Source organism: Nitrospirillum pindoramense (assembly GCF_007827955.1).
GTDB lineage: Bacteria > Pseudomonadota > Alphaproteobacteria > Azospirillales > Azospirillaceae > Nitrospirillum > Nitrospirillum amazonense_B.
In genome coordinates this window covers 98033-120987 of the sequence record NZ_VITR01000013.1, presented here as the reverse complement: position 1 = coordinate 120987, position 22955 = coordinate 98033, and the positions used below count along the sequence as shown (strand labels likewise).

General features: G+C 67.9%; 22 protein-coding genes and 2 tRNA genes. 6 read left to right on the top strand and 18 right to left on the bottom strand.

Going from position 1 to position 22955, the window contains the following annotated elements:
- Positions 1–71: 71 nt before the first annotated feature.
- Both cmk and FBZ90_RS20620 read right to left on the bottom strand, forming a co-directional pair.
- Positions 72–779, bottom strand: a complete 708-nt coding sequence (gene cmk / locus FBZ90_RS20625; RefSeq protein WP_420872613.1) for a (d)CMP kinase — start codon at positions 777–779, stop codon at positions 72–74.
- A gap of 105 nt (positions 780–884) precedes the next feature.
- Entirely contained in the window at positions 885–2222 is a 1338-nt protein-coding gene (locus FBZ90_RS20620; RefSeq protein WP_186455957.1) for a 3-phosphoshikimate 1-carboxyvinyltransferase, read from the bottom strand.
- Positions 2223–2501: 279 nt separating this feature from the next.
- On the opposite strand from FBZ90_RS20620, the gene FBZ90_RS20615 reads away from it, so the two are divergent.
- The 3 genes from FBZ90_RS20615 (at position 2502) to FBZ90_RS20605 (ending at position 3468) form a co-directional block, all read left to right on the top strand.
- Positions 2502–2906 (top strand): TIGR02300 family protein, encoded by a 405-nt coding sequence (locus tag FBZ90_RS20615; protein ID WP_145734866.1) that lies wholly within the window; start codon positions 2502–2504, stop codon positions 2904–2906.
- A gap of 148 nt (positions 2907–3054) precedes the next feature.
- A tRNA-Ala gene (locus tag FBZ90_RS20610) sits at positions 3055–3130 on the top strand.
- A 262-nt stretch (positions 3131–3392) separates the two neighbouring features.
- A tRNA-Ala gene (locus tag FBZ90_RS20605) sits at positions 3393–3468 on the top strand.
- A 60-nt stretch (positions 3469–3528) separates the two neighbouring features.
- On the opposite strand, the gene FBZ90_RS20600 is transcribed toward FBZ90_RS20605, so the two are convergent.
- Positions 3529–5799 carry a tetratricopeptide repeat protein gene (locus tag FBZ90_RS20600; RefSeq protein ID WP_145734865.1) on the bottom strand — a complete coding sequence of 757 codons (2271 nt, stop codon included), beginning with the start codon at positions 5797–5799 and terminating at the stop codon, positions 3529–3531.
- Positions 5796–7127, bottom strand: a complete 1332-nt coding sequence (locus FBZ90_RS20595) for an ATP-binding protein (RefSeq protein WP_145734864.1) — start codon at positions 7125–7127, stop codon at positions 5796–5798. Before FBZ90_RS20595 ends, FBZ90_RS20600 begins: the two co-directional genes overlap by 4 nt.
- A 216-nt stretch (positions 7128–7343) precedes the next feature.
- On the opposite strand from FBZ90_RS20595, the gene FBZ90_RS20590 reads away from it, so the two are divergent.
- Complete coding sequence (locus tag FBZ90_RS20590; protein WP_246130595.1) at positions 7344–9227, top strand: M14 family metallopeptidase; 1884 nt, start codon at positions 7344–7346, stop codon at positions 9225–9227.
- Between the two features lie 60 nt (positions 9228–9287).
- Here FBZ90_RS20590 and msrA read toward each other — a convergent pair whose 3' ends face one another.
- From msrA to FBZ90_RS20570, 4 genes are all read right to left on the bottom strand, one after another.
- Entirely contained in the window at positions 9288–9800 is a 513-nt protein-coding gene (gene msrA / locus FBZ90_RS20585) for a peptide-methionine (S)-S-oxide reductase MsrA (RefSeq protein ID WP_477529317.1), read from the bottom strand.
- 103 nt (positions 9801–9903) lie between these two features.
- Positions 9904–10869 carry an Hsp33 family molecular chaperone HslO gene (hslO, locus tag FBZ90_RS20580; RefSeq protein ID WP_145734863.1) on the bottom strand — a complete coding sequence of 322 codons (966 nt, stop codon included), beginning with the start codon at positions 10867–10869 and terminating at the stop codon, positions 9904–9906.
- 99 nt (positions 10870–10968) lie between these two features.
- A complete protein-coding gene (gene argF / locus FBZ90_RS20575; RefSeq protein WP_145734862.1) occupies positions 10969–11895 on the bottom strand; it encodes an ornithine carbamoyltransferase in 927 nt (308 codons plus the stop codon).
- A 13-nt stretch (positions 11896–11908) separates the two neighbouring features.
- Positions 11909–13081: an aspartate aminotransferase family protein gene (locus FBZ90_RS20570; protein WP_145734861.1), complete on the bottom strand. Its 1173-nt coding sequence runs from the start codon at positions 13079–13081 to the stop codon at positions 11909–11911.
- 490 nt (positions 13082–13571) lie between these two features.
- Here FBZ90_RS20570 and FBZ90_RS20565 point away from each other — a divergent pair, with 490 nt between their 5' ends.
- Positions 13572–13985, top strand: coding sequence for a bactofilin family protein (locus FBZ90_RS20565; protein ID WP_145734860.1), 414 nt, complete (start codon positions 13572–13574; stop codon positions 13983–13985).
- A 101-nt stretch (positions 13986–14086) separates the two neighbouring features.
- Here the strand turns inward: FBZ90_RS20565 and FBZ90_RS20560 are convergent, their stop codons facing one another.
- The 3 genes from FBZ90_RS20560 to FBZ90_RS20550 form a co-directional block, all read right to left on the bottom strand.
- Positions 14087–14632 (bottom strand): hypothetical protein, encoded by a 546-nt coding sequence (locus FBZ90_RS20560; RefSeq protein WP_145734859.1) that lies wholly within the window; start codon positions 14630–14632, stop codon positions 14087–14089.
- Between the two features lie 248 nt (positions 14633–14880).
- Entirely contained in the window at positions 14881–15426 is a 546-nt protein-coding gene (locus FBZ90_RS20555; protein WP_145734858.1) for a hypothetical protein, read from the bottom strand.
- Positions 15427–15530: 104 nt separating this feature from the next.
- Entirely contained in the window at positions 15531–16559 is a 1029-nt protein-coding gene (locus tag FBZ90_RS20550; RefSeq protein ID WP_420872612.1) for a nucleoside hydrolase, read from the bottom strand.
- Positions 16560–16687: 128 nt separating this feature from the next.
- Between FBZ90_RS20550 and FBZ90_RS20545 the strand changes: the two genes are divergently transcribed.
- The gene (locus FBZ90_RS20545) at positions 16688–17392 is read left to right on the top strand and encodes an HAD-IB family phosphatase (RefSeq protein ID WP_145734857.1); all 705 of its coding nucleotides are present in this window, start codon (positions 16688–16690) and stop codon (positions 17390–17392) included.
- A gap of 136 nt (positions 17393–17528) precedes the next feature.
- Here the strand turns inward: FBZ90_RS20545 and FBZ90_RS20540 are convergent, their stop codons facing one another.
- The 7 genes from FBZ90_RS20540 to FBZ90_RS20510 all read right to left on the bottom strand — a co-directional run bounded on the left by FBZ90_RS20540 (position 17529) and on the right by FBZ90_RS20510 (position 22934).
- Entirely contained in the window at positions 17529–18437 is a 909-nt protein-coding gene (locus FBZ90_RS20540) for an SAM hydrolase/SAM-dependent halogenase family protein (protein WP_246130594.1), read from the bottom strand.
- Positions 18438–18518: 81 nt separating this feature from the next.
- A complete protein-coding gene (locus FBZ90_RS20535; protein WP_145734856.1) occupies positions 18519–19241 on the bottom strand; it encodes a Bax inhibitor-1/YccA family protein in 723 nt (240 codons plus the stop codon).
- A gap of 246 nt (positions 19242–19487) precedes the next feature.
- The gene (locus FBZ90_RS20530) at positions 19488–20096 is read right to left on the bottom strand and encodes an HvfX family Cu-binding RiPP maturation protein (RefSeq protein ID WP_145734855.1); all 609 of its coding nucleotides are present in this window, start codon (positions 20094–20096) and stop codon (positions 19488–19490) included.
- Complete coding sequence (locus tag FBZ90_RS20525) at positions 20093–20800, bottom strand: HvfC/BufC family peptide modification chaperone (protein WP_211102218.1); 708 nt, start codon at positions 20798–20800, stop codon at positions 20093–20095. The genes FBZ90_RS20530 and FBZ90_RS20525 overlap by 4 nt, the downstream gene beginning before the upstream one ends.
- On the bottom strand, positions 20787–21632 hold the full coding sequence (locus FBZ90_RS20520) for an MbnB/TglH/ChrH family RiPP precursor modification enzyme (RefSeq protein ID WP_145734854.1): 846 nt from the start codon (positions 21630–21632) through the stop codon (positions 20787–20789). The genes FBZ90_RS20525 and FBZ90_RS20520 overlap by 14 nt, the downstream gene beginning before the upstream one ends.
- Complete coding sequence (locus FBZ90_RS20515; RefSeq protein WP_145734853.1) at positions 21620–21913, bottom strand: hypothetical protein; 294 nt, start codon at positions 21911–21913, stop codon at positions 21620–21622. Before FBZ90_RS20515 ends, FBZ90_RS20520 begins: the two co-directional genes overlap by 13 nt.
- A gap of 19 nt (positions 21914–21932) precedes the next feature.
- Positions 21933–22934 (bottom strand): MBL fold metallo-hydrolase, encoded by a 1002-nt coding sequence (locus tag FBZ90_RS20510; protein WP_145734852.1) that lies wholly within the window; start codon positions 22932–22934, stop codon positions 21933–21935.
- Positions 22935–22955 lie beyond the last annotated feature (21 nt).

Genomic DNA, 22955 nt, shown 5'->3' with positions numbered 1-22955 from the left:
GGCCCATGGCGTCGGACACCATGCCCGGCGACTTGGGTTGAGTTGGGGGCCGCGCGGCCTAACCGTCCGTTTTAAAGGAAGTCGGGAAACGCGGGTCTGGAGCGGATGAAGTCCATGGCGGCGATGAACGCCTGGTCGGCATCCATCATGGACGTATCAAGCAAAAACGCGTCGACAGCGGGCTTCAGCGGTGCCACCGCCCGTTGACTGTCACGCGCATCACGGACTTTCATGTCCTCCAGGACGGCATCGTATATAGCCTCCGCGCCAGTATTGCGCAACTCCGACAAACGGCGACGGGCGCGCACCTCAACGTCGGCGGTCACGAACAGCTTGGCCGGCGCCTGGGGGCAGACCACCGTGCCCACGTCGCGGCCGTCCAGCACCGCCCCCCGGGACACTGTTCCGGGCGCGCCGCCGGGCGGGTGGTTGGCGAAATCCCGCTGGAAATCCAACAGGGCGGCCCGCACCTCGGGCACCACCGAGACCTTGGAGGCGGCCACCGCCACCACGTCCTGGCGCAGCGCCGGGTCATTCATCAGGGGCAGGACGGTGGCGGCGTCCAGGCCGCGGGCGGCGGCGATGGCGGCCGCCCCGTCCTCCGGCGCATGGCCGGCCCGCAGCAGCGACAACCCCACCGCGCGGTACAGCGCGCCGGTATCCAGATGGGCGAACCCGAGGGTGGCGGCCAAGCGGCGGGCCAGGGTGCCCTTGCCGCTGGCGGCCGGGCCATCGATGGCGACGATGAAGGAGGGGGACGAGGTCATCAGCGTGGTCATGGGACGGGGGCCTGCTGGTCGGGAGGGGCGCCGGTGGACTGGCGCGTGGCTAACACCGCCCGCCCCCACCTGGCAAGCGCGGGCGAGCGGCCCAGGCGGCCCCTGTCATCCTGGCGTGATCGCGGCGCCCAGCATGTTCAACAGGCGCGCGGCGTCCGGGCCGGTGTCCGCGCGCACGGCGATGGGGCGGGCCGCGGCGGCGCCCAGCGCCAGGAAGGCGGGCGCCATCTCGGCGCCCACGGTCACCGTGGCTCCGCCGGTGGGGGGCTGACCGTCGCCGGTGATGACCAGGACGTCGGCGCCCGCCGTCGCGGAGACGCCGCAGGCGGCCAGAACCGGGACCAGCGCCGCCGCCGCGCGAACCGCCCCAGGCGCCAAGCCGCGCAGTGTGGTGGTTCCCAGGGTGCGCGCGGCCACCACCGCCGCGAGCGCCAGTTCCCCTTGGGTGAGGGCCCCGGCCTCGACCTCACCGCCGGGCATCGCCCGCCCGGATGCGGACAGCCGCAGGTCGGCCATGGGTTCCCCCGCCCCGGTGGTGGCGGTGGGGCGCATCGTCAGGTCGGCGCCCATGGCGCGCAGCACCGGGAACAGAGCGCCGCGATGTTCCCCGACGCCAACGCCCGTCAGGGTGACATCCGAGCCCGGCCGCAGCATCGCCGCCGCCAAGGCCGCACCGGCCAAGGCAGCGTCCCCCGGCAGGGCCACCACGGCGGGCCGCAGCTCCCGCTGGCCATCCACGCTGACGGCCCAGGCGCCATCCGGCTGGCGCCGGGTGACGAGGGCGGCGCCGAACTGGCGCAGCAGGCGTTCGGTATGATCGGCGGTGGGCGTCTCCTCCACCACCGTGGTGCGGCCGGCGATGTTGAGGGCCGCCAGCAGCAGGGCGGACTTGGCATCGCAGGCCACCGGCGCCAGCGGCCTGTGGTCCACCGGCACCGCGCGGGCCGTGCCGCGCAGCAGCAGCGGCGGGCGGACGCCGCCCAGGCCGTCGCCGGCGGGGGTGAAAGCCGCCCCCATGCGGGCCAGCGGCGGCAGGGTCGCCTTCAGGAAGGCCGCCGCGCCGGGATGGCGGGTGGTGAGGAAGGTTTCCCCCGCCTGCGTCGCCAGCACCCCGGACAACAGGGCGAAGGCCAGGCCGTCACCTTCCAGATCCAGCAGCCCCGCCGCCTGACGCAGCCCCCCCACGCCCACGCCACGCACATGCCAGGCGCCCTCCCCGCCGTCCTCGACCCGCGCGCCCAGGGTGCGCAACGCCTGGACCAGCGGCCCCAGCCCAGCCAGGGGCGCGCCAGCCACCCGGCTTTCCCCCACGGTGAGGGCCGCCAGGACCAGGGCGCGGACGGCCACGGCCGGATCGCCCGGTACCGCCGCATAACCACTGATTGTGGAAACCGGGGCGGAGGTCCAGGTGGGCATGGCGTCAGGGTGGGCGGAGGCGGACATGTGGGCGACCATTGAGAGGAATGGAGTCCCTGGGCTGGAAGGAGATACACCGGGAAGGATGGCCCCGCCCCGGCGGCGGCGCAAGGCGCCAGCGACCGCCGGCGGGGGCCGCGCGCGCCATCGCACGGGGCGAAAGCGCACCCTTGGGGGTGTGTTCGCGGATTCACGTTTGACAGGGGCCGGGCTTCATGGCAAACGCCCGCTCCTGTACCTTTTTATATGAGGCGTGGATATGGCCGGCCCGGGCCGTCGCCACGCGTGTTTTCATGGAGGATTGCCGTGGCGAAACCGGAATGGGGCACGAAGCGGATCTGCCCGAACTGCGGCACCCGCTATTACGACATGCGGAAGAACCCGCCGACCTGCCCCTCGTGCTCGACCGTGTTCGATCCGGAGGCGCTGCTGAAGTCCCGCCGGGCGCGCCCGATCCTGGCCGACGACACCAAGAAGCCCGTCCTGGATGACGAGGACACCGGCGTCGAGGTCGAGGACGAGGAGAAGGAAGAAGTCCTGGAGGAAGCCGAGGTCGATCTGGAGGTCGATGACCTGGAAGAGGCCGAGGTCGCCGACGATGTCCCCGGCGACGATGACGAGGACGTCCTGCTGGAGGACGCCGAGGAACTGGGCGACGAGGATGACGTGGGTGAGGTGGTCGACGTCGAAGGTGGCGACGAGGACCGCTAAAGTGTGAGGAAAATCAGGGCGTTGGCCGCGCAGCAAAAAAAGTTCGAATTCCCGAATTTTTCCCTTGATCCGGCCGACGCATCTGAGCATATTCCCGCCCACACCACGCCAGCCCCCAGGCGGCGCGGTACGAGTTAAAAATGGTTTTGGGGCTATAGCTCAGCTGGGAGAGCGCTACAATGGCATTGTAGAGGTCAGCGGTTCGATCCCGCTTAGCTCCACCAAAATTCAAAAGGCCGGCTGACGACTCAGCCGGCCTTTTGTTTTTCCTACGCCATCGACTGGGGACAGTCGGCGTTTTTCTTGGATGTCATGGCTTTTGCGGGCGACCTGGGCGCGGAAGCGGCTGTCACATGATTGAAAGACATGCCAGGGTCGCGGGCGAAATTGAACGCTTGATCTCCGCCCCGCATCTGCGCATATTCCCGGCCTCACCGCCGCCCTCCCCTCGGGGAGCCCAGATGGCGGGACCGACTTAAAAGGTTCGGGGCTATAGCTCAGCTGGGAGAGCGCTACAATGGCATTGTAGAGGTCAGCGGTTCGATCCCGCTTAGCTCCACCAAATCCGAAAGCCCGGTTGGCGAAAGCCCAGCCGGGCTTTCGCGTTTGCGGGGCGGCCCCATCAACTGGCCCCATCCGCCCCTGTCGCCCCCGCCGCCCGTAGGCGCTCTTCCCGATGGCCAATGCTCGAGCGACTCGCCATCTCCCGCCGGACGCGGCGCGCCTCATCGATTTCGCCCCGCGCTTGCAGCATGTCCGCGATCTGCCCCATCGTCATTGCCCACTCACGCTTGGCGCCCAGGCGCTCATAGACGGGTAGTTCCTCCTCACGTCGGATGCGAAGCGCCTCGTCGGTCTGGCCGCGGGTGGTGAGGATGTCGGCGATCTTGCCCATGGTCACCGCGCGCGAGCGCACGTCGCCCAGGCGCTCATAGACGGGGAGTTCCTCCTCGCGTCGGATGCGAAGCGCCTCGTCGGTCTGGCCGCGGGTGGTGAGGATGTCGGCGATCCTGCCCTTGGTCACCGCGCGCGAGCGCACGTCGCCCAGGCGATCAAAGGCTGGAAGAACGTCTTCGCGCCATAAGCGGAGGGCCTCGTCGGTCTGACCACGGGTGGTGAGGATGTCGGCGATCTTGCCCATGGTCACCGCGCGCGAGCGCACGTCGCCCAGGCGATCATAGACGGGTAGTTCCTCCTCGCGTCGGATGCGAAGCGCCTCGTCGGTCTGGCCGCGGGTGGTGAGGATGTCGGCGATCTTGCCCATGGTCACCGCGCGCGAGCGCACGTCGCCCAGGCGCTCATAAACGGGGAGTTGCTCCTCGCGTCGGATGCGAAGCGCCCCGTCGGTCTGACCACGGGTGGTGAGGATGTCGGCGATCTTGCCCATGGTCACCGCGCGCTCGCGCACGTCGCCCAGGCGGTCAAAGGCTGGAAGAACGTCTTCGCGCCATAAGCGGAGGGCCTCGTCGGTCTGACCACGGGTGGTGAGGATGTCGGCGATCTTGCCCATGGTCACCGCGCGCGAGCCCACGTCGCCCAGGCGCTCATAAACGGGGAGTTCCTCCTCGCGTCGGATGCGAAGCGCCTCGTCGGTCTGGCCGCGGGTGGTGAGGATGTCGGCGATCTGGCCCATGGTCACCGCGCGCGAGCGCACATCGCCCAGGCGGTCAAAGGCGGGAAGAACGTCTTCGCGCCATAAGCGGAGGGCCTCGTCGGTCTGGCCGCGGGTGGTGAGGATGTCGGCGATCTTGCCCATGGTCACCGCGCGCGAGCGCACGTCGGCCAGGCGATCAAAGGCTGGAAGAACGTCTTCGCGCCATAAGCGGAGGGCCTCGTCGGTCTGGCCGCGGGTGGTGAGGATGTCGGCGATCTGGCCCATGGTCACCGCGCGCGAGCGCACGTCGCCCAGGCGCTCATAAACGGGGAGTTCCTCCTCGCGTCGGATGCGAAGCGCCTCGTCGGTCTGACCACGGGTGGTGAGGATGTCGGCGATCCTGCCCATGGTCACCGCGCGCTCGCGCACGTCGCCCAGGCGCTCATAGACGGGGAGTTGCTCCTCGCGTCGGATGCGAAGCGCCTCGTCCAAGTCCCCCCGCATCTGCAGGATGTCGGCAACCCGGCCCTGGACGGCGGCGTGGTTCCCCTCGTCCGTCGCCACCGACGCGGCCTCGCGATACGCCGATTCGGCGGTGTCGATGTCACCGATGCTGTGCGCCAAGTCCCCCCTTTCCACCGCCAGGCCGATGCGGACATCGCTGGGAAGGTCAGGTTCGCGCAGGACCGTGCCCAAATAGTCGATGCGGGCCACGCGTTCAGCGCGCGCGCGGTTGTCAATTTCCCTGAAGTCCGGCAGAGGCGGGCTTGGCGGCCCGGCCGCGTCGACCAGGGCCGCCGTCCGCGCCCCATCGGTGAAGGTGATCACCGCCGCCCGCCAGGCCCAAAGATCGATGGCGGTTTCGGCCAGGTCGGCGATGGCGCTCTCGTCCAGCCAGAACAGCAGGGCGGCGCGGACCCGCTGGGCCACAGCCTCGCGCCGGATGTTGAAATCATCCCAGCGGGCGGGGGTGAACCAGGACGCGCCCCCGATGACGTGGATCACGGCGTGCGTACCGGCGAGGGCAAGCAAATCCCGCTCGACGGCGGCGACATCGGAATGGTCCAGGCGCAGCCGCGCGGCGGGCTGGCCGATCATGCGAAGGATATCGTCCAAACCTTGGATCACCCGGTCCCGCAGGGGCTCATCGCGGCAATCCAGCACCAGGAACTGGAATTTTCCGGGACGCGCCCGGATCAGCTTGGCGAGGCGGGCAAGGCCCAGTTGGCACGCCGGCGGCAAACCATCCCCCACGCCGCGCGGGGCATCGGCGGACCGTGATCCGGCGTCCTCGTTCATGTCGCCGCCGGCCGGGCCGCCGCACGGTGATAACCGTCCAGCGTCCGGATAACCGGGTGGCTGCGCCGCCATGATCCGTCATTGTATTCCAGCAGGGCGAGGCAATAGAGCAAGCGCCGGACATGTTCATCGTTGCCGACATCCACGGGATGGCTATCGACCAGAACCAGCCGGGCGTAATCCTCCGGCTCCAGCAGGCGGCGGTATTCACTGGCGAGCTGAGCCACGGCCTGCGCCACGACGCCGGCGTCTATCCTGTCGTCCGCGAACTCGCAGCACAGTTGCAGCAGGCGCAGCAGCTCTCGCGGGTGGCCACCGCTGTGCTCGATCAGGCGCTCGATATCGGCCTCCTCCACGAACAGGGATCGGTCCGCGCGCTTCAGCAGCAGTTCGCGCATCACCCGCCAGCCGGGCTCGCACCGGGTGCCGTCCTTGTCCTGAAGTTTGATCATGGGCAGCACGAGATCGGCATCCAGCCGACCCCCCATCGCGTCCTCATATTTCAGGGCGATGGGGGCGGTGTAGACCGCCAGCGCCTCCACCGCCAAAAGCAATTCGGCATCCTCGACGAACAGGCGCCGCCTGTCCTCGGCCCGCAACTTGTCGGTGCCGTCGACGATGAACAGGACACGCACCGCGTCCTTGCCCCACCGCTTGGCCAGCGCCCCTTCCGCGCCGCGGATCAGGCGGTTGAAGGCGCCGGCCAACTGCGTGAAGGTATTGCGGATGACGCGCCGCAGTTCCTCCTTATAAGTGGCGTTCGCCTTGAAGGCCGCGCTGAATTTCAGGAACAGCTTGGTCAGCAGGGGCACGCCGACCTCGACATCGGCGCCGGACTTGACCTCGGTTGTAAATTCCTGAACCTCCTCGCGTTTCTCGACCTTCTCCGCGAACCAATCCACAAGCTCGCTCACGTCGCCGTCCGGCAGCGAGATCCCCTCCCGCTCAAGCGCCTGTAACAGCGCGCTGGCCATGGCCATCAGCAGATCGGCGTATTGGAGGTTGTTACGGTCCAGGACGCTGGCGACGTCCACCTCAACCGGCAAGAAACGCCGGCTGTCCTTGAGGCGCGCGCCGTAGAACTTCAGCTCCGTCGTCTTGCCTGTACCGACATGGCCGAAGAACAGCACATGCTTTTGCAGGGGTGGCAGGAAACGGTCCTGGTCCATCAGGAAGCCCAGCTTCCGCGCCAGGCGGGTCAAGGTCTTTTGGCTGCCGCGCGCCTCGGCCGTGTCGACGCGGCGGGGGTCGTCGGGCTCAAGCGCTTCTTCAAACTCGATACGATGAAGTACTTCAAGGATATCGAGAGGCGGCTTATAGGCGGACATGGACTCTCAATCCCGTTGGAGGGCAATCCCATTGGAGGGCAATCCCATTGGAGGGCAATCCCATTGGATAGCTTTAAGATTTTAAGCGCGTCCCCTTTCAAAAGCTATCCGTACCGCGCCATCCTCCATTCCGCCTTGCACCTCAGCCGGTGGACGGGCCATGGTCAAGCGCCCCGTCCGCCAGTCCCTCTCCCCGCTTTCCTCGAGTCCCCGCCCATGCCCCGCCCTCATCGCCTGGCGCTCTGCGCCGTCCTGATGCTGTCCGCCGCCGCGCCGGCCCTGGCCGCGCCGGCCGCGCGGGAGACCGGCGGTGGACGCGCGCCCTGGGATACCGACTTCCTGCCGCCCGTGCCCTCCTGGCGCGGCGCCTCGGAAAAGCTGGTGGTGAAGGCGGGCGATCCCTGGGCCACGCCGGCAGAGCTGACCGGCCTGACGGCCACGCCCAGCTATGACGAGACCCGCGCCTTCATCGACCGACTGGTCGCGGCGTCCCCCCTGTTGCGGCAGGAGGTGTTCGGCGTCTCACCCGAGGGGCGGGAGATGGTGGCGGTGCTGGCGGCCAAGGGCCTGGTGGACGGCAAGCCGGACCCGGCCAAGCCCCTGTTGCTGGTGCAGGCCGGCATCCACGCCGGTGAGATCGACGGCAAGGACGCGGGCCTGATGCTGCTGCGCGACATCACCCAGCGCGGCAAGGACGGCCTGCTGGACGGCGTGAACCTGCTGTTCGTGCCCATCTTCAACGTCGATGGGCATGAGCGCGCGGGCGCCTATAACCGGCCCAACCAGCGCGGCCCCATGAACCAGGGCTGGCGCACCACGGCGCAGAACCTGAACCTGAACCGCGACTACGGCAAGCTGGACGCGCCGGAGATGCGGGCCATGATAGCCCTGATCATCAGGTACCAGCCCGACCTGTACCTGGACATCCATGTCACCGACGGCATGGACTATGCCTATGACATCACCTTCGGCAATGACGAGGCCCCTGGCGACGATATGGGCGCCGGGGCCCCGTTCTCCCCGGCCATCGACCGCTGGCTGGCCGGCCCGTTCAAGGCAGCGGAGACCGAGGCCCTGACCAAGGCCGGGCACATCCCCGGCCCGCTGGTGATGGAAGCCGACGGCCGCAAGCCGGAGGGCGGCATCACCGGCGGCACCACGCCCCTGCGCTTCTCCGTCGGTTACGGCAATCTGGCCCATATCCCCACCGTGCTGGTGGAGAACCATGCGCTGAAGCCCTACCGCCAGCGCGTGCTGGGCACCTATATCCTGGTCGAGCGGGCGCTGACCCTGCTGGCGAACCAGGGTGCGGCCCTGCGCCAGGCCACGGCATCCGACCGGGCCCGGCGTCCCGATCCCATTCCCGTGGCGTTCGAGGCGGAGAAGACACCCGCCGGCGATATCGATTTCAAGACCATGCGGCACGAGGATTACCTGTCCCCCGCCTCAGGCGGAACGGAGGTGCGCTGGCTGGGCCGGCCGGGCCCCACCGTGCGCATGCCTGTCTACGGCGACCACGTCAGCGTCAGTGTCGCCCGGCCGCGGGCCTATTGGGTGCCGGCCACCAAGCCCGAGATCATCGAGCGGCTGCGCCTGCACGGTCTGGTCCTGGAAACGCTGGACCGGCCGCGCGACGTCGCCGTCGACAGCGTGCGGCTGGTGGAGCCCGCGCTGGCCATAGAAGCCAACGAGGGCCATGTCATGCTGGCGAAGGCCGGTTACGCGCATGAGACGCGCACGGTGCGCTATCCCAAGGGCAGCGTACGCGTGCCCACGGACCAGCCGCTGGGCGATTTGGCGGCGGCGCTGCTGGAGGCCGAAAGCAGCGAGTCGTTCCTGGCCTGGGGCTTCTTCCCCGAAATCCTGCAACGCACCGAGTATATCGAGCCCTACGCCATCGCCCCGCTGGCGGAGCGCATGCTGGCGGCCAGCCCCGCCCTGAAAGCGGAGTTCGAGGCCAAGCTGAAGGCCGACCCCGCCTTCGCCGGCAGCCCGGACCAGCGCCTGACCTGGTTCTACGAGCGCACGCCTTACAGCGACACCGCCTATCTGCGCTATCCCGTGGGGCGGGAGATGGCGGGGCGGGAGATGGAGCGCTGAATGCGAAAAGGCCGCCCCCGATGAGGAGGGCGGCCTTTCATTCCAGCATCTGGACGCGGCTTACTTGCCGGTCAGCACCCAGTCGGGCCGCACCCAGTGGCAGGTGTAGCCGCCGATGTTCTTTTCCAGATAATCCTGGTGGTAGTCCTCCGCCTCCCAGAAGGGGCCGGCCGGCACGATCTGGGTGACGACCTTGCCCGGCCAGCGGCCGGAGGCGTCGACCTCGGCCGTCACTTCCTCCGCCGCCGCCTTCTGCTCGGGCGAGGCATAGAAAATGGCGCTGCGGTATTGGCTGCCGATGTCGTTGCCCTGGCGGTTGGCGGTCGTCGGGTCATGAATCTGGAAAAAGAACTCGATCAGCCGGCGATAGGTCAGCTTGGCCGGATCGAAGGTGATCTCGATGGCCTCGGCATGGCCGGTGGTGCCGGTCTTAACTTCCTTATAGGTCGGGTTGCTCAGCGCGCCGCCGATATAGCCGACGCGGGTGTCGACCACGCCCGGCACCTTGCGGATCAGATCCTCCATACCCCAGAAGCAGCCACCAGCCAGCGTCGCGGTTTCGGTCGTCATCATCTTCATCCTTGGGATCGGCAAACAGTCAGGCACTGCAGGTAAGCGCTGGCGGGGTCCGCTTCAACGGCGATGCCGAAGCGAACCCCAACCGAAAGCGTTCCACTCAGGAGGCCGGGCCGTAAATGGCCTCGATCTCCGCATCGTCGAAGCGGTAGTGGGTGCTGCAGAACTCGCACGCCACATCCACCGCGCCGTCGACCTTCAGCTCCGCCACCTCCTCGCGCGGCAGGGACTGCAGCACCGTCACCACCCGCTCACGCGAGCAGCGGCACTGGGCGTTCAGGCCGTGGGGGTCGTAGGCGCGCACCTCCTCCTCATGGAACAGGCGGTACAGCACGTCGTTCACCGACAGGGCCGGGTCCAGCACCTCACCCGGGGTGACGGTGGACAGCAGGGCCATGGCCCGCCGCCAATCGTCCTCCAAATCGCTGGGCTTGGCGTCCGACGCCACGCTGCCGGCATCCTCATCGGGCAGAGCCTGCAGCATGATGGCGCCGCCGGCCCAGTTGCCGTCGTCGCTGCGGCCAGCATGGACGACAATGCCCGTGGCCAGCTGTTCCGACTGGGTGAAATAGTGGCGCACGCAGTCATCCATGCGGGCACCGTCCAGACCGACGATACCCTGGTAGCGCTGGGTGTGCTCCCCCTGGTCGACGGTGAAGGCCAGATACCCTTTGCCCAGCAAGGCGGGCACGGGCGCCGCCTCGACATCCGCCGTCAGGGCGGCCTTCAGCGCGTCCTCGTCGAACTGGGCGTAACCGCGCACGGCACCGGCGCTGGTGACGTCGGCCACCATCAGCTTGATAGGCCCGTCGCCTTTGGTCTGCAGGGTGAACACGCCCTCATACTTCAACGCCGCCGCCAGCGTGCTCGCCAGCGTGATCGTCTCCGCCAGCATCTGCGCGACAGGCCCCGGATAGGCGTGGCGGCTCAGAATCTCGTCCAGCACGGATCCTAAGCGCACCATGCGGCCGCGCAGGTTGGACCGGTCCAGCTGGAAGGGCTGCACCACGTCGGTGTCCCGCGCAACGGGGGAGGACTCAAGGGTGGAAACGGCGGCGGTGGTCATGGTCGCTTACCCCAAAAATAAAGGCGCCCGACCGGGGTCAACCGATCGGGGCCTTATGGAACCTCAAAGCCAGGCAACCTTGCTTCGATACCGGAACGATCAGGCGTTCAGGCACCAGGCCAGGATGCCCTTCTGGGCGTGCAGGCGGTTCTCCGCCTCGTCCCAGACGACGGACTGCGGCCCGTCGATGATGGAGGTGGTCACCTCCTCCTCCCGATGGGCCGGCAGGCAATGCATGAATATGGCGTCGGGGGATGCCAGTTTCATCAGCCCGTCATTGACCTGGAAGGGGGCCAGCATTGCCGTGCGCGCAGGCGCATCCTTGTGATGCATGGACACCCAGGTGTCGGTCACCACGATGTCCGCCCCCTCGGCCGCGGCCTTGGGATCGTCCGTCACCACCAGGCGGGCGCCTTCGCGCGCCGCCCAGGCGATGGTGTCGGCCGTGGGCTGCAGGCTTTTCGGCGCCGCAACCCTCATTTCGAAGCCGAAACGGGCGGCCGCATGAATCCAGCTTTGGCAGACGTTGTTGGCATCGCCGCTCCAGCAGACGACGCGGCCCTCGATGGGTCCGCGCTTCTCCTCGAACGTCATGATGTCCGCCATGATCTGGCAGGGGTGGGAAGTGTCGGTCAGGCCGTTGATGACGGGGATGCTGGCCGCCCCCGCCATCTCGTGCACCTTGGTCTCATGATCCGTGCGGATCATGATGACGCTGACGAAGCGCGACAGCACCCGGGCGGTGTCGGCGATGGTCTCGCCATGGCCCAGCTGGATTTCGCGCCCCGTCAGGGTGATGACGTCGCCCCCCAGCTGGCGCATCCCCACCTCGAACGAGACGCGGGTGCGGGTGGACGGCTTCTCGAAAATGGTCGCCAGCGTCAGGCCCCGGAAGGGCTGGGGATGCTGGGCCGTGCCGTTGGTCTTCTTCAGGTCCCGGCCCCGGTTCAGGATTTCGCGCAGCGTGGCCGTGTCGAAATCACTGATATCCAGGAAATGCCGGACCTTCTTGGTCGTCGCGGTCATGATTGGGCTCCCCTCAGGCCGCCAGGGCCGCGCAGGTGCGGTCCAGGATGGCCACGGCCTCGTTGATCTCGGCCTCGCCCACGATCAGCGGTGGCAGGATGCGGATGACGTTGTCGGCGGCGGACACCACCAGCATGCCGTTATCGCGCAGGGCGGTGACCAGGTCGCCCGCGGGAACGACACACTTCAGGCCCAGGATCAGGCCCTTGCCGCGCACGCTGTCCAGCACGGAGGGATGGCGCTTCACGAGATCGTCCAACTTGCCCTCCAGCAGGGCGCCCTTGGCGATGACGTTGTCCAGGAAGCCCGGCTGCAGCACCACGTCCAGCACCGCGTTGCCCACGGCCATGGCTAGGGGGTTGCCGCCGAAGGTGCTGCCGTGGGTGCCGGCCACCATGCCCTGGGCCGCCTTTTCGGTGGCCAGGCAGGCGCCCAGCGGGAAGCCGCCGCCGATGCCCTTGGCGATGCACATGACATCGGGGGTCACCCCCGCCCATTCATAGGCGAACAGCTTGCCGGTACGGCCCACGCCGCACTGGATCTCATCGAAGAACAACAGCAGGCCATGTTCATCGGCGATGGCGCGCAAGGCCTTCAGATAACCCAGGCTGGCGGGGCGGATGCCGCCCTCGCCCAGAATGGGCTCCACCAGGATGGCGGCGGTCTGCGGCGTCACGGCGGCCTTCACCGCCTCGACGTCGTCGTAGGCGACGCGGTCGAAACTGTCGAGCAGCGGCCCGAAGCCCTTCACCATCTTGTCCTGGCCGCTGGCGGCGATGGCCGTCATGGTGCGGCCGTGGAAGTTGCCGCCGGCGACGATGAAGCGGGTCTTCTCCGGATGGCCGGTCTCATAGTGGTACTTGCGGACCAGCTTCACGCCGCATTCCCAGGCCTCGACACCGGAATTGGTGAAGAACATGGTGTCGGCGAAGGTGAGTTCCTTGAGGCGGCCGGCCAGCTTCTCCTGCCCCGCCACGCGGAACAGGTTGGAGGTGTGCCACAGCTTGTGCGCCTGCTCGGTCAGCTTTTCCACCAGGTAGGGGTGGGCATGGCCAAGGGCGTTCACCGCGATGCCGCTGGTGAAATCCAGGAATCGTCGGCCGGTCGTGTCGTAGAGGAAGCAGCCCTCACCCCGCTCGAACACAACGTCGATCCGGGAATAGGTCGGCATCACGACAGGAATCACGGCCTGACACTCCTTTATTTTCTGAGGCGCGTTACACGGAATTATAACAAAGCGTGGGGGTCCCCCGGCGCGCCGACGGGGGTTTTGAACCGCCGACTATTGTGTGCCGCAAGCCCTTCGTCAATCGCAACCGGCCCTATCCTGGACGGCCCTGCCATGCGCCCGGAATGCAGATGCCCGGCGACGGCGGTAACGACCCAAAAGGGCACGCCCATGCATGCACCGCCCATAGCCCGCCCATGGCCCGGGAGATGTTGCGAAAAGCCTCAGAAACGCTTAAGAGTTTCCGGGTGTCCGGCCCGTTTTCGCGGGTGGGGCGGTGCCGTGTGGGGAACAGGCGCCGGCCCGTGCCGGAGTTGTTCTTGGGATGCCGGCCTGTGCCGGGAACGTTGATACGATGCCGGCCTGCGCCGGCTGTTTTGATACGATGCCGGCCTGCGCCGGCTGGGTTCATATGATGCCGGCCTGCGCCGGACTATGAGGGGGACCGATGGCCAGTGACATCCTCGATCCGCGCAGCTTTCTGCGGCCGGGCCTGAACGGCGCACCGCAGGCGGACGGCGCGCCCGACGTGGGCGGCGGCGTCACCACCATCTCGCCCGAGGCGCGGATCGAGGGCGCCAAGATTTCCCATTGCCACACCCTGCATGTCGCCGGTCGCCTCGTCGATGTGACGCTGAATGAGGTGAAGGTCCTGGAAGTGGCCGAGGGCGGCCATTTCGAAGGGACCGCCGTGGTGGAAAGCATGAAGGTTTCCGGCCACGCCACCGGCACCATCGAGGTGACCGGCACCCTGTCCATCGGTGAGACCGGCCAGGTCGACGGCACCATCCGCTATGGCCGCATCAGCATCGCCGACGGCGGCTCGATCTCCGGCACCATCCAGAGCGGCAAGTCGCACTGAACGGTTCCATGATCAGGTGACGCGCCGGCGTGATCGGCGCGCGGGTTTCGGGGGCGGCCTTCGGGTCGCCCCTTCGCTTTTGGGCCGGCCGTGCCGGTCCCCTAACCCACAGCCTCCTGGGTGGCCAGGATGCCCTGCAGCGTGTCGCCCCCGGCGATGGGCACGCCGCTGCGGGCGCCGGTCTGGTTGCCGTTGGCAGCCATCTGCGCCCCGCCGCCATTCATCTGTCCGCCCCCCGCCTTGGATGCTTCGTCCAGGCCCTCCTTGCCGCCGGCGGTCATCTGGCGGACCTTCTGCTCCACCTCGCGCATGATCTGGCGTTCCAGGTCGGCGCGCTGATCGGCGGGCAGGGCGGCGATGCCCTGGGCGGTCAGCCCCTTGGACTGCACCGTCTCCTCCGCGATCTTCTGCTTCATCTGCTTGATCTGATAGGACCAGTACCCTTGGACACCACCGCTGGTCATGTCCTTCAGCAGGGTCTGGGGGTCGTCTTCGCCCTTCAGCATGTTGGCGAAGGCGCCATCGGTCTGGCTGACGGACAGGCCACCGCCCTGCGCCCCGGTCGAACCGGCGGCACCGGCACCCGTGGCGCCGAATCCGCCATAGGCGTTGGCCTGGGTATGGTTTCCGGTGTTCAGGAACGACATGGCCTTCAGCCTCCTGTCCCATGAAATGACGATGCGGATAGACCTCGGCCGGGTGCAAGCCCCTGCCCGACGGGGCAGGCGGCAACCTACGGCCCGCCCACGATTTCAAGCAAGTTGCGGGCCGCGACGGGCCAGCCGAAAAATCAGGAGAACCGCCGCCTTCTCCCAAATAGCCAGGCAGGCAGCGCCGTCCGCCCCGGCAAAGGATTCCGACAGATCGGCAACTATTGCCGATCTGTCGGCCATGCTCAGCCGGCCACTTCCTGTTGCGCCAGCATCCCCGACAGCGTGGATTCGTCCAGGCCACGGCTGGCTGTCCGGGGCTGGACCGCAGCCCCCGCGTCCCCACTGGCCTGGCCGCCGGTATCCTCCAACAGGGTGCCGGCGTCGGGTGGGGCATCCTCCAGTCCCGGTCCCTTGCGCGTCTGCCCGGTGGTCATTTCCCTGACGACGCGCGCCACTTCGCGCATGATGAGGCGCTCGACCCCGGCCCTGTCATCGTCGGACATGGCGGCCAGACCTTGGCGGGTGACCCCCATCTGGCCCATGACGCGGCTGGCGATCTCGGCCTTCAATTCCTTGAGCCGCCAAGCCCAGTAGCCCGGCACACCCCCGGTGGTGATTTCCGCCAACGTCGCCTTCGGGTCATCTTTCCCCCCCTTCAGCAACGCGGCGAACTCGCTGTCCGTCTTCTGGTCCTCGGCCTTCTTGTCCTGAGTCTTCTTGTCAGCGGCGGCCCCCGTCCCGCCCGCGGCGGCGGAGCCCCCCTCCGCGACGATCATTGCAGCCATCATCGTCCCCTGTTTACCAAAAAGAGGTGGGGGCGGCCCCCACCCAGGACGACAACCTTGCAAATATCGTGCAGCTGCTGATTGCACCCTAAGCCTGAGACGCCGTATCAGCCGAAGCGCGTCAAGCGTTCCACCAGCAGGTCGAAGAAGGCGTCGCTGTCGGCCTTCAGCATGACGGTGGCGTTACGCGGGCGGCCCGTGGTGTTCCAGCGGTCGATGACCGTCTGGCCGGTGGTCAGCGGGCTGGCCGTCTCGATTTCCACATTCACCGTCTTGCCCTGGAAAATCTCCGGCCGGATCAGCCAGGCGATGACGCAGGGATCGTGCAGCGGGCCGCCATCGGTGCCGTACTTGTGCTCGTCATAGCGCTGGTAGAAGTCCAGCATCTCATACGTCGCCTGGGACACACGGTTGCCCACGGCCTGGATGCGGTCCATGTGGCGGCGGGCCGTCAGCACCTGGTGGGTGACGTCCAGCGGAAACATGACGATGGGCACGCCCGACTTGAAAACGATGTCGGCAGCGTGCGGGTCGACATAGATGTTGAACTCGGCGCAGGGGGTGGAATTGCCGCCCTCCATCTGTGCGCCGCCCATCAGCACGATCTGGCGCAGCCGGGTGGCGATCGCGGGCTCCTTCACCAGGGCGCGGGCCACGTTGGTCAGCGGCCCCAGGGGGCAGAGGGTGACGCTGCCCGGCTCCTCCCGCATCACCGTCTCGATGATGAAGTCGACGGCGTGCTGCGCCTGCAGGGGCATGGTGGGCTCGGGCAGCACCGGGCCATCCAGGCCGGTGTCGCCATGCACCTCCGGCGCCGTGTGCAGCAGGCGCACCAGGGGCCGGTCGCACCCGGCGAACACCTTAACATCGGGCCGGCCCGCCAGTTCGCACACCCGGCGGGCGTTCTTCTCCGTCCAGGGCAGGGGCGCGTTGCCGGCCACGGCGGTGATGCCCAGCACCTCCACATCCTCCGGGCTGGCCAGCGCCAGCAGGATGGCGACGGCGTCATCCTGGCCGGGGTCCGTGTCGATGATGATCTTGTAAGGCTTGGCCGCCTCGGCGGCGGTAGGGGTCGTGGGGGCCGTGGGTGTGGTGATCATGGCACTGCCGTCGGTCTTGGGCGGAAAGGCCGACACTTAGCGCGAAAAACCCTTGAGAGGAAGCGGCCCACCCCGTTTTATGGCGCGGAGTGCCCAGGGGGTGCGACAGACCGTCCCTCCCCCGCCGCGCCCCCTCGTGCCCGCCTTGTCCCTTGAGCCGCCCCATGTCCCAGCCCATCGCCCGTCCGACCGTTGAGGCCCCAGCGGGCGCCGTCCCGCCGGCGGAGGGCCTGCCCGGCCTGGCGGTGTTCGACTTCGACGGCACGCTGGTGCGGGGCGACAGCTTGCTGCCCTTCCTGGCGCGGGTGGCGGGGGGCGAGACGCTGCGCCGCCACCTGGCCCGCAGCGCCGCGGGTGCCGCCTCCCGCCGCCTGCCCGGCCGCGCCGCCCTGGTGAAGGGGGGCCACCCCGCCGATGCCGACGATGATTTCAGAACGGCGTTCAAGCGCCGGCTGTTGCGCCGCTGCCTGGCGGGGGTGCCCCTGGCGCGGGCTCAGGCGGCGGCGGCGGACATGGCGGCCTGGGTGCGTTGGAACACCCCGTTGCGCGACACCCTGCTGCGGCACGCCGACCAGGGGCATCGCGTGCTGGTGGCGACCGGGGCCCTGACCCTGTACATGCCCACCCTGCTGGCCGACCTGCCGGTGCATGACCTGCTGGGCACGGAAATGGCGGTGGGCGACGACGGTCTGCTGACGGGGGAAATGGTGGCCGGCAACTGCGTGCGGGCGGAGAAGGCGCGCCGCCTGGCGCTGTGGATGCGGGAGACGGGACCCTATGGCCGCCGCTGGGGCTATGGCAACCAGCCCAGCGACCTGCCCTTCCTGGCCCTGATGGATGAGGCCACCGTGGTGCCGACGGCGCATTAGGTTTTCGCCCTCAAGCGCCGGGCGCCAGCATCCGCTGGCTTGGCCCGTCCTCGTTTTGCGGTCCGCTTCGCTCCCCACAAAACTCCGGCGGCCCCGGTCGGGGCCTCCGTTTGGATCGCCATCTACCGTTTGCCGCCTATAGCTTGATGTAAGGGGCCCGCACCCCGACGGGGGAGCCCAGGGTGAAGCCCAGCGCCTCATCGGCGCGGCCCTGATTCACGGCGATCTCCACCAACCCGCTGGAATTGACGTACCAGAAGGCGGCCCCCTGGGGCACGGCGCCGAAGGTGCGGGCGGGTTCCACCGCCCGGCCCCCCTCGGGACCACCCACCCACAGCCGGGCATCGGGTGCCACGCTGCCGTCCAGCGCCCCGGTGGGGCGCAACCCGGTCCAGCCGTTGCCATAGCCGTCGATATAGAGGATTCGGCCGTTCCCGACCGTGTCGCCCTCCCCTCTTTCCCCCGAGGGCGCCGCGCCCGCCAGGTCGTCCGCCAGGTCGTCCACGGCCAGGGGACGGGCCCAATCGCCCATATCCCGACCCTCGGCCACCCGAGCCGCCACGGGCGCGAACAGGTCGCGGCCATGGAAGGACACGGACAGGACCGGGGGCCGCCAGGTGATCTCCCACGCCTCGGCCAACCCGCCAGTGGCGATGGTGTCATGGATCACGGGCTGGAACAGGCCGTTGTCCGGCCCCACCAGCCAGACGGGGCGCCCCAGCTTGCCCGAGAGGCGTATGGCCAGCGGCCGGCGGTGCGTGCCCACGCCGGGGTCGACCACGGCCAGGAAGACGGCGGGAATGGTGACGAGCGGCAACGCCGCCAGGGTGGCGGGCAGGATGGCGGCCAGCAGACGACCGGCGGCCAGGGGATCGAAGGCCGGGGCGTCGTGCATCAGGTCGATGATGGGGGTGCCCGCCGGCGCGCGCGCCACCAGCGCCGCCCGCATCTGGCCGACATAGGGGCCGGACCAGCCGAAGTCGGTGTAGAGGAAGATCATGGCGGCGGACCTCTTGGCGGCGACGGACGGAACGCGCCCCATCATGGCCGGCGGCGGCCCTCAAAGGAAAGGGCCGCCCGGTTGCCCGGACGGCCCCTCAACCCTTTGGTTGCTGGCGGGTTCCGCTTAGTTGCGGCGGTCGCCCATCAGCTGCATCAGGGAGATGAAGATGTTGATGAAGTCCAGGTACAGGCTCAGCGCGCCCATGACGGCCAGCTTGGTGTTGGCCTCGACCCCCCAGGACTCGGCATACATCTCCTTGATGCGCTGGCTGTCATAGGCGGTCAGGCCCGTGAAGATCAGCACACCCAGCACCGACACCGCGAACTGCAGCGCGCTGGAGGCCAGGAAGATGTTGACCAGGCTGGCGATGACCAGGCCGATGACGCCCATGATCAGGAACGAGCCGAACTGCGTCAGGTCGCGCTTGGCGGTGTAGCCGTACAGCGAGGCGCCGGCGAAGGTGGCGGCGGAGATGAAGAACACACGGGCGATGCTGGCGCCGGTGAACACCAGGAACAGGCTCATGAGCGACAGGCCCATGACGGCGCAGTAGGCGAAGAAGACGGTGCGCAGCGTGCCTGACGACATGCGGTTGATGCCGGCCGACAACGCCAACACGAAGCCGATCGGCGCCAGCATAACCACCCACTTCAGCGGGGTGCCGAAGATGGCCGCCACCAGGGCCGGGGACTGGGCCCCGAAGAAGGCGACAAGGCCGGTGACGATCAGGCCGACGGTCATGTAGTTGAAAACGCGCAGCATGTGCTGGCGCAGGCCCTCATCGAACAGGGCCCGGTCGTAAGCGCCGGTGCTCGACGCAAAACGATTGTAGGGTCCAATAGCCATGACGTTCCTCGAATGATCCCAGGTTAAACCCAGGCGACCCCCATGGGCCGCGATTTCCATATTGTCCCACTGGCCCGGCGATTCAACGGGAAAGCGACCAAGCCCCGGACGGGTTACACACTTGTAATGTGGGGAGGAACCGTGGCGGCAGTGAGGCGGTGGGATCCTGGCAAGGACCCGGCGGGCGGAAACGGCCGCGTTCCGGAAGCGGCCGTCCCATCCAGTCGGCGCACCGGCCGGGCTGGCTCACGCGCCGGCGCGGGACAAGTCCGTGCGCGGATTCGCGGAGGTGCGGGCCAGCCAATAATCAAGGCTGACGTACTTTCCGCCACCGTAGAAGAACAAGGCCGCGAGCATAATGACGTAGGTCGCCGTGAATTCGATGCCGTTGTTCAGGATCACCGGGTCGCCAAGCTGGGTAATGTAGTTGAATCGGCCAGGGAAGTTCTGAGCCAGCCATTCCATGAAACCTTGCAGCCGCAGGGTCGATTCCGCAGTCTTGCCCGCGATCGCCGCCCAGCCATGCGACCAATGAACCGACAACCCGGCGACGGTCATCGTCACCATCAGCGGGATCGAGACCAGGCGCGTGAACAGCCCCAGCGTCAGGCAGACACAGCCGGCGGTTTCGGCCGCGGTGGCGAAGACGGCCATCAGCAGCGGCGCGGGCAGGTTCAAGCCGCCCTGCGCCACCGGGGAGCCGAACCACTGCACCAGCCCCGCGAAGCCGGTGATCTTCGCATGGGCCCCTTCATAGAAGGTGGGCAGCAGATACAGGCGGATGGCGAGCGGCGCGAGGAAATCCAGCGTACGCGCCTTGTCCAAGGCGGTGGTGATAAGGGGGATCAGCTTCATGATGGTTCTCCGATGGGCTCAGGCGTCACGCAGAACAGGCCGCACGCGAGACCGTGTGCCAGACTGGTCTGAAGGTCGGGTGGGGACAGATCGGCCACCAGCAGATCGGTCAGCGTTTCCGGAAGCATCGCCCCCGCGTCGCGGATCTGTTCGACCACCAGGCAGTCCTGGAATGTCAGCGGCTGGATGAGCACCCGGTGGTCGGCGGTGCGGAACAAGGCGTAGGGACGCTCGTCGCCCCCCGCACCCTCGACACCAGGTTCAGCGGCTGCAGATGGGTCGAACGGAAGCAGGACAAGCCGCGCGGTGGGGTTCAGCCGGATGTACGCGCCAGCGGCGCCCTCCGGCGACACCCGCGCCGGATCGATCTCCGCCGCCAACAGCGCCCACTCATATTCAAGCAAAGCCGTCAGCCGGGGGGACAGCAGGCGCCCGCGTTGGGCGAAGACAACGAACTCGGTCGCTATATGGTGGAATTGGGGACGCAGCGCCGGGTGCAGGGTGATAAAGGCGTCGATCGCGTCCTCCAGCGCGACGCTACCGAACCGCTGGACGAACAGCGGGAAGCTGGAGCGCAGCGCTTCGGCGATATTTTCACGCAGCAATTGGCCGTACAGTCGAACGCGGCCGCGCCGCGCGTCCTGGCAGAACGCGGCCAGTTCCTCGGCCATGAGCGGCGGCGGCCCGGCATCAGGCGTGGACATGGCGGTCCTCCCCCTCCCGGAGGACGGCCGCGACGGCGTCGAGGTCGCCCAGCAACACATCCAGCGCCGGCACAAAATTGTCGCGCTCCAGCAGCAGGGGGCGCGGCCCATGCGTTGCCCAAACCTCGCGGGCGAGCCGCATGACCGCGTCGGCGACGGGTGTTCCATGCGTGTCGAGCAGCATCCCGTCGCCCAACTCAAGATGGCCGGCGATGTGGTAGTAGACCAGCGCCTGCGTCGGCAACTCCGCGAGGAAGGCGCGAACGTCCGTGCCCCGGTTCCGTGCGTTGACATAGGCGTTGTTGATGTCCAGCAGGATGCCGCATCCGCATCGCCCAGCCAGTTCGGCCAGGAAGGCGCCCTCGGGCATTTCCCCGGGATAGCCGTGATAGGCGGAGATGTTCTCCAGGACCAGTTGCCGACCCGTGATATCCTGCACCTGCCGGATGCGGCCCGCGAGATAGTCCAGATTTTCGGCCCGGCGGGGGATGGGCAGGAGATCATAGAGATATCCCGTGCCGTCCCGCGAGGCGCTGAGATGGTCGCTATAGATATCAATGTGATAGTCGTCGAGGAAACGGCGAACCTCGCGCACGAAGGGGGTATTGAGCGGCTGGGTATCGCCGATCGATAGGCTCAGACCATGCGCGACCAGGGGGTAGCGACCAGCGATCCGGTCCAGTTGGTCGCGTTTGCGGCCGCCGACGTGCATCCAGTTTTCAGGGGCGATTTCCAGGAAGTCCACCCCATCGACTGCCGGCGTCTCGAGGAGCGTGTCGACGAACTCGGGCCGAAGCCCGAGCCCGCGATGCCCGGGCGTTATCGGCCGCATACGCCCTCCGCCAGCCGGGTGCGGCTGTTCTCCGTCACGTCATAGCCATTGCCGGTCAGGCCGCACTTGCCGTCGCGGGCGCGGACAAGCTCACCGTTCGGATCATGCTGCAGCTTGGTCTGGCTATAGATCTTCTCGGTTCCGCACTTGCCGCTGGCGCACTTGCCACCGCCCTTGGCTGGTTGGCTGGCCGAAGCGGGAACGGGCGGCTGCGGCGCCGCGAAGGCCTGGGCGGTCAGCAGCGAGGCGGCGGCAATACCGAGGATGATTCCGTGCTTCATGGCATGCTCTCCTTTGATCTCAATGGGACAGGGGGAAACAGGAAAGGTCGCGGCCGGCATAGACCGGGCCCGTGTAGAACTGCCGGATGACCCCGACATTCTTGTCCTTGTCCCTCAGGGACCGGCCCATGAAGTGGTCGAGGACCAGCATCTTGGGGTTCACGGCCGCGGCGATCTTGCCGACGATTGTGGGCGTCGCGTGGAGGAAACGGGACTGCGCGTCGGCGTCGTCGTCGATCGCGGCTGGCATCATCAGGATGTCGGCGCCGCGCGCGAAATCGACGAACTCCTTCCGGCTGCCATTCTGGTCGGCGGAAAGCACGATCACGCCCTGCGGGGTTTCAATGCGGAAGGCGAGGGCGGGAACATCGCCATGCGGAATGCCGAAGGCGTAAACCGTAACGCCGTCTCCCTGCCAGACGCGGGTGGCGCCGGGGCTGGCGACATTCACGTCGCTTGGGTGGACCGCCAGTTGCAGCCCGTCCGAGGCGTTTGACAGCCCCGACAGATATTCGAACGCGCCATGCCCCCGGCCGAACTCACGATCGAAGAAGGTGGTCATGCTGGGGAAGTTCGCGTCGCCGCTCGGCCCGACCAGCTGCACCTCATGGTTTCCGCTGAGGAAATAGGCGCCCTTGAGGATCGCCGGCAAATCGGCGACGTGATCGGTGTGGAAATGCGAGATACCGATGAAATCCAGGTCTTCAAGGCGCGCACCCGACTGGCCGTAGCGCAGGTAAGTGCCGCCGCCGGCGTCGATCAACAGCCGCGCCTTGCCGTCGATCCAGATCACCGCCCCGGACGAGGCGCGGCCGTCATCGGAAATCGGACCGCCCGAACCGAGAAGCTGAAGGGCGATGCCGCTCTTGCAGGTCACCGGGGCTTCCGCGGCCGGCGCTTGGGCGGCCGCGGAAGCCTGGGCAGGCTGTGCCGGGCTGCCGGCGGGCGGGGCGGCGAGGCTTGGCCCAGCGGCCAGGGCCAAGGCGGCGACGAGGGAGAAAAGGGGAAGGGACCGCGTCATGATGAACTCCGCTGCGGTGGA

Coding starts and splice junctions, on each gene's coding strand:
- argF (WP_145734862.1), bottom strand. CDS start 11,895: ATGACCGCGACGACCAAGAAGGTCCGGCATTTCCTGGATATCAGTGAT.
- msrA (WP_477529317.1), bottom strand. CDS start 9,800: ATGATGACGACCGAAACCGCGACGCTGGCTGGTGGCTGCTTCTGGGGT.
- FBZ90_RS20540 (WP_246130594.1), bottom strand. CDS start 18,437: ATGATGGGGCGCGTTCCGTCCGTCGCCGCCAAGAGGTCCGCCGCCATG.
- FBZ90_RS20520 (WP_145734854.1), bottom strand. CDS start 21,632: ATGCGGCCGATAACGCCCGGGCATCGCGGGCTCGGGCTTCGGCCCGAG.
- FBZ90_RS20620 (WP_186455957.1), bottom strand. CDS start 2,222: ATGTCCGCCTCCGCCCACCCTGACGCCATGCCCACCTGGACCTCCGCC.
- FBZ90_RS20510 (WP_145734852.1), bottom strand. CDS start 22,934: ATGACGCGGTCCCTTCCCCTTTTCTCCCTCGTCGCCGCCTTGGCCCTG.
- FBZ90_RS20560 (WP_145734859.1), bottom strand. CDS start 14,632: ATGTCGTTCCTGAACACCGGAAACCATACCCAGGCCAACGCCTATGGC.
- FBZ90_RS20525 (WP_211102218.1), bottom strand. CDS start 20,800: ATGTCCACGCCTGATGCCGGGCCGCCGCCGCTCATGGCCGAGGAACTG.
- FBZ90_RS20590 (WP_246130595.1), top strand. CDS start 7,344: ATGCCCCGCCCTCATCGCCTGGCGCTCTGCGCCGTCCTGATGCTGTCC.
- FBZ90_RS20555 (WP_145734858.1), bottom strand. CDS start 15,426: ATGATGGCTGCAATGATCGTCGCGGAGGGGGGCTCCGCCGCCGCGGGC.
- FBZ90_RS20515 (WP_145734853.1), bottom strand. CDS start 21,913: ATGAAGCACGGAATCATCCTCGGTATTGCCGCCGCCTCGCTGCTGACC.
- FBZ90_RS20535 (WP_145734856.1), bottom strand. CDS start 19,241: ATGGCTATTGGACCCTACAATCGTTTTGCGTCGAGCACCGGCGCTTAC.
- FBZ90_RS20595 (WP_145734864.1), bottom strand. CDS start 7,127: ATGTCCGCCTATAAGCCGCCTCTCGATATCCTTGAAGTACTTCATCGT.
- FBZ90_RS20565 (WP_145734860.1), top strand. CDS start 13,572: ATGGCCAGTGACATCCTCGATCCGCGCAGCTTTCTGCGGCCGGGCCTG.
- FBZ90_RS20545 (WP_145734857.1), top strand. CDS start 16,688: ATGTCCCAGCCCATCGCCCGTCCGACCGTTGAGGCCCCAGCGGGCGCC.
- FBZ90_RS20530 (WP_145734855.1), bottom strand. CDS start 20,096: ATGAAGCTGATCCCCCTTATCACCACCGCCTTGGACAAGGCGCGTACG.
- cmk (WP_420872613.1), bottom strand. CDS start 779: ATGACCACGCTGATGACCTCGTCCCCCTCCTTCATCGTCGCCATCGAT.
- hslO (WP_145734863.1), bottom strand. CDS start 10,869: ATGACCACCGCCGCCGTTTCCACCCTTGAGTCCTCCCCCGTTGCGCGG.
- FBZ90_RS20600 (WP_145734865.1), bottom strand. CDS start 5,799: ATGAACGAGGACGCCGGATCACGGTCCGCCGATGCCCCGCGCGGCGTG.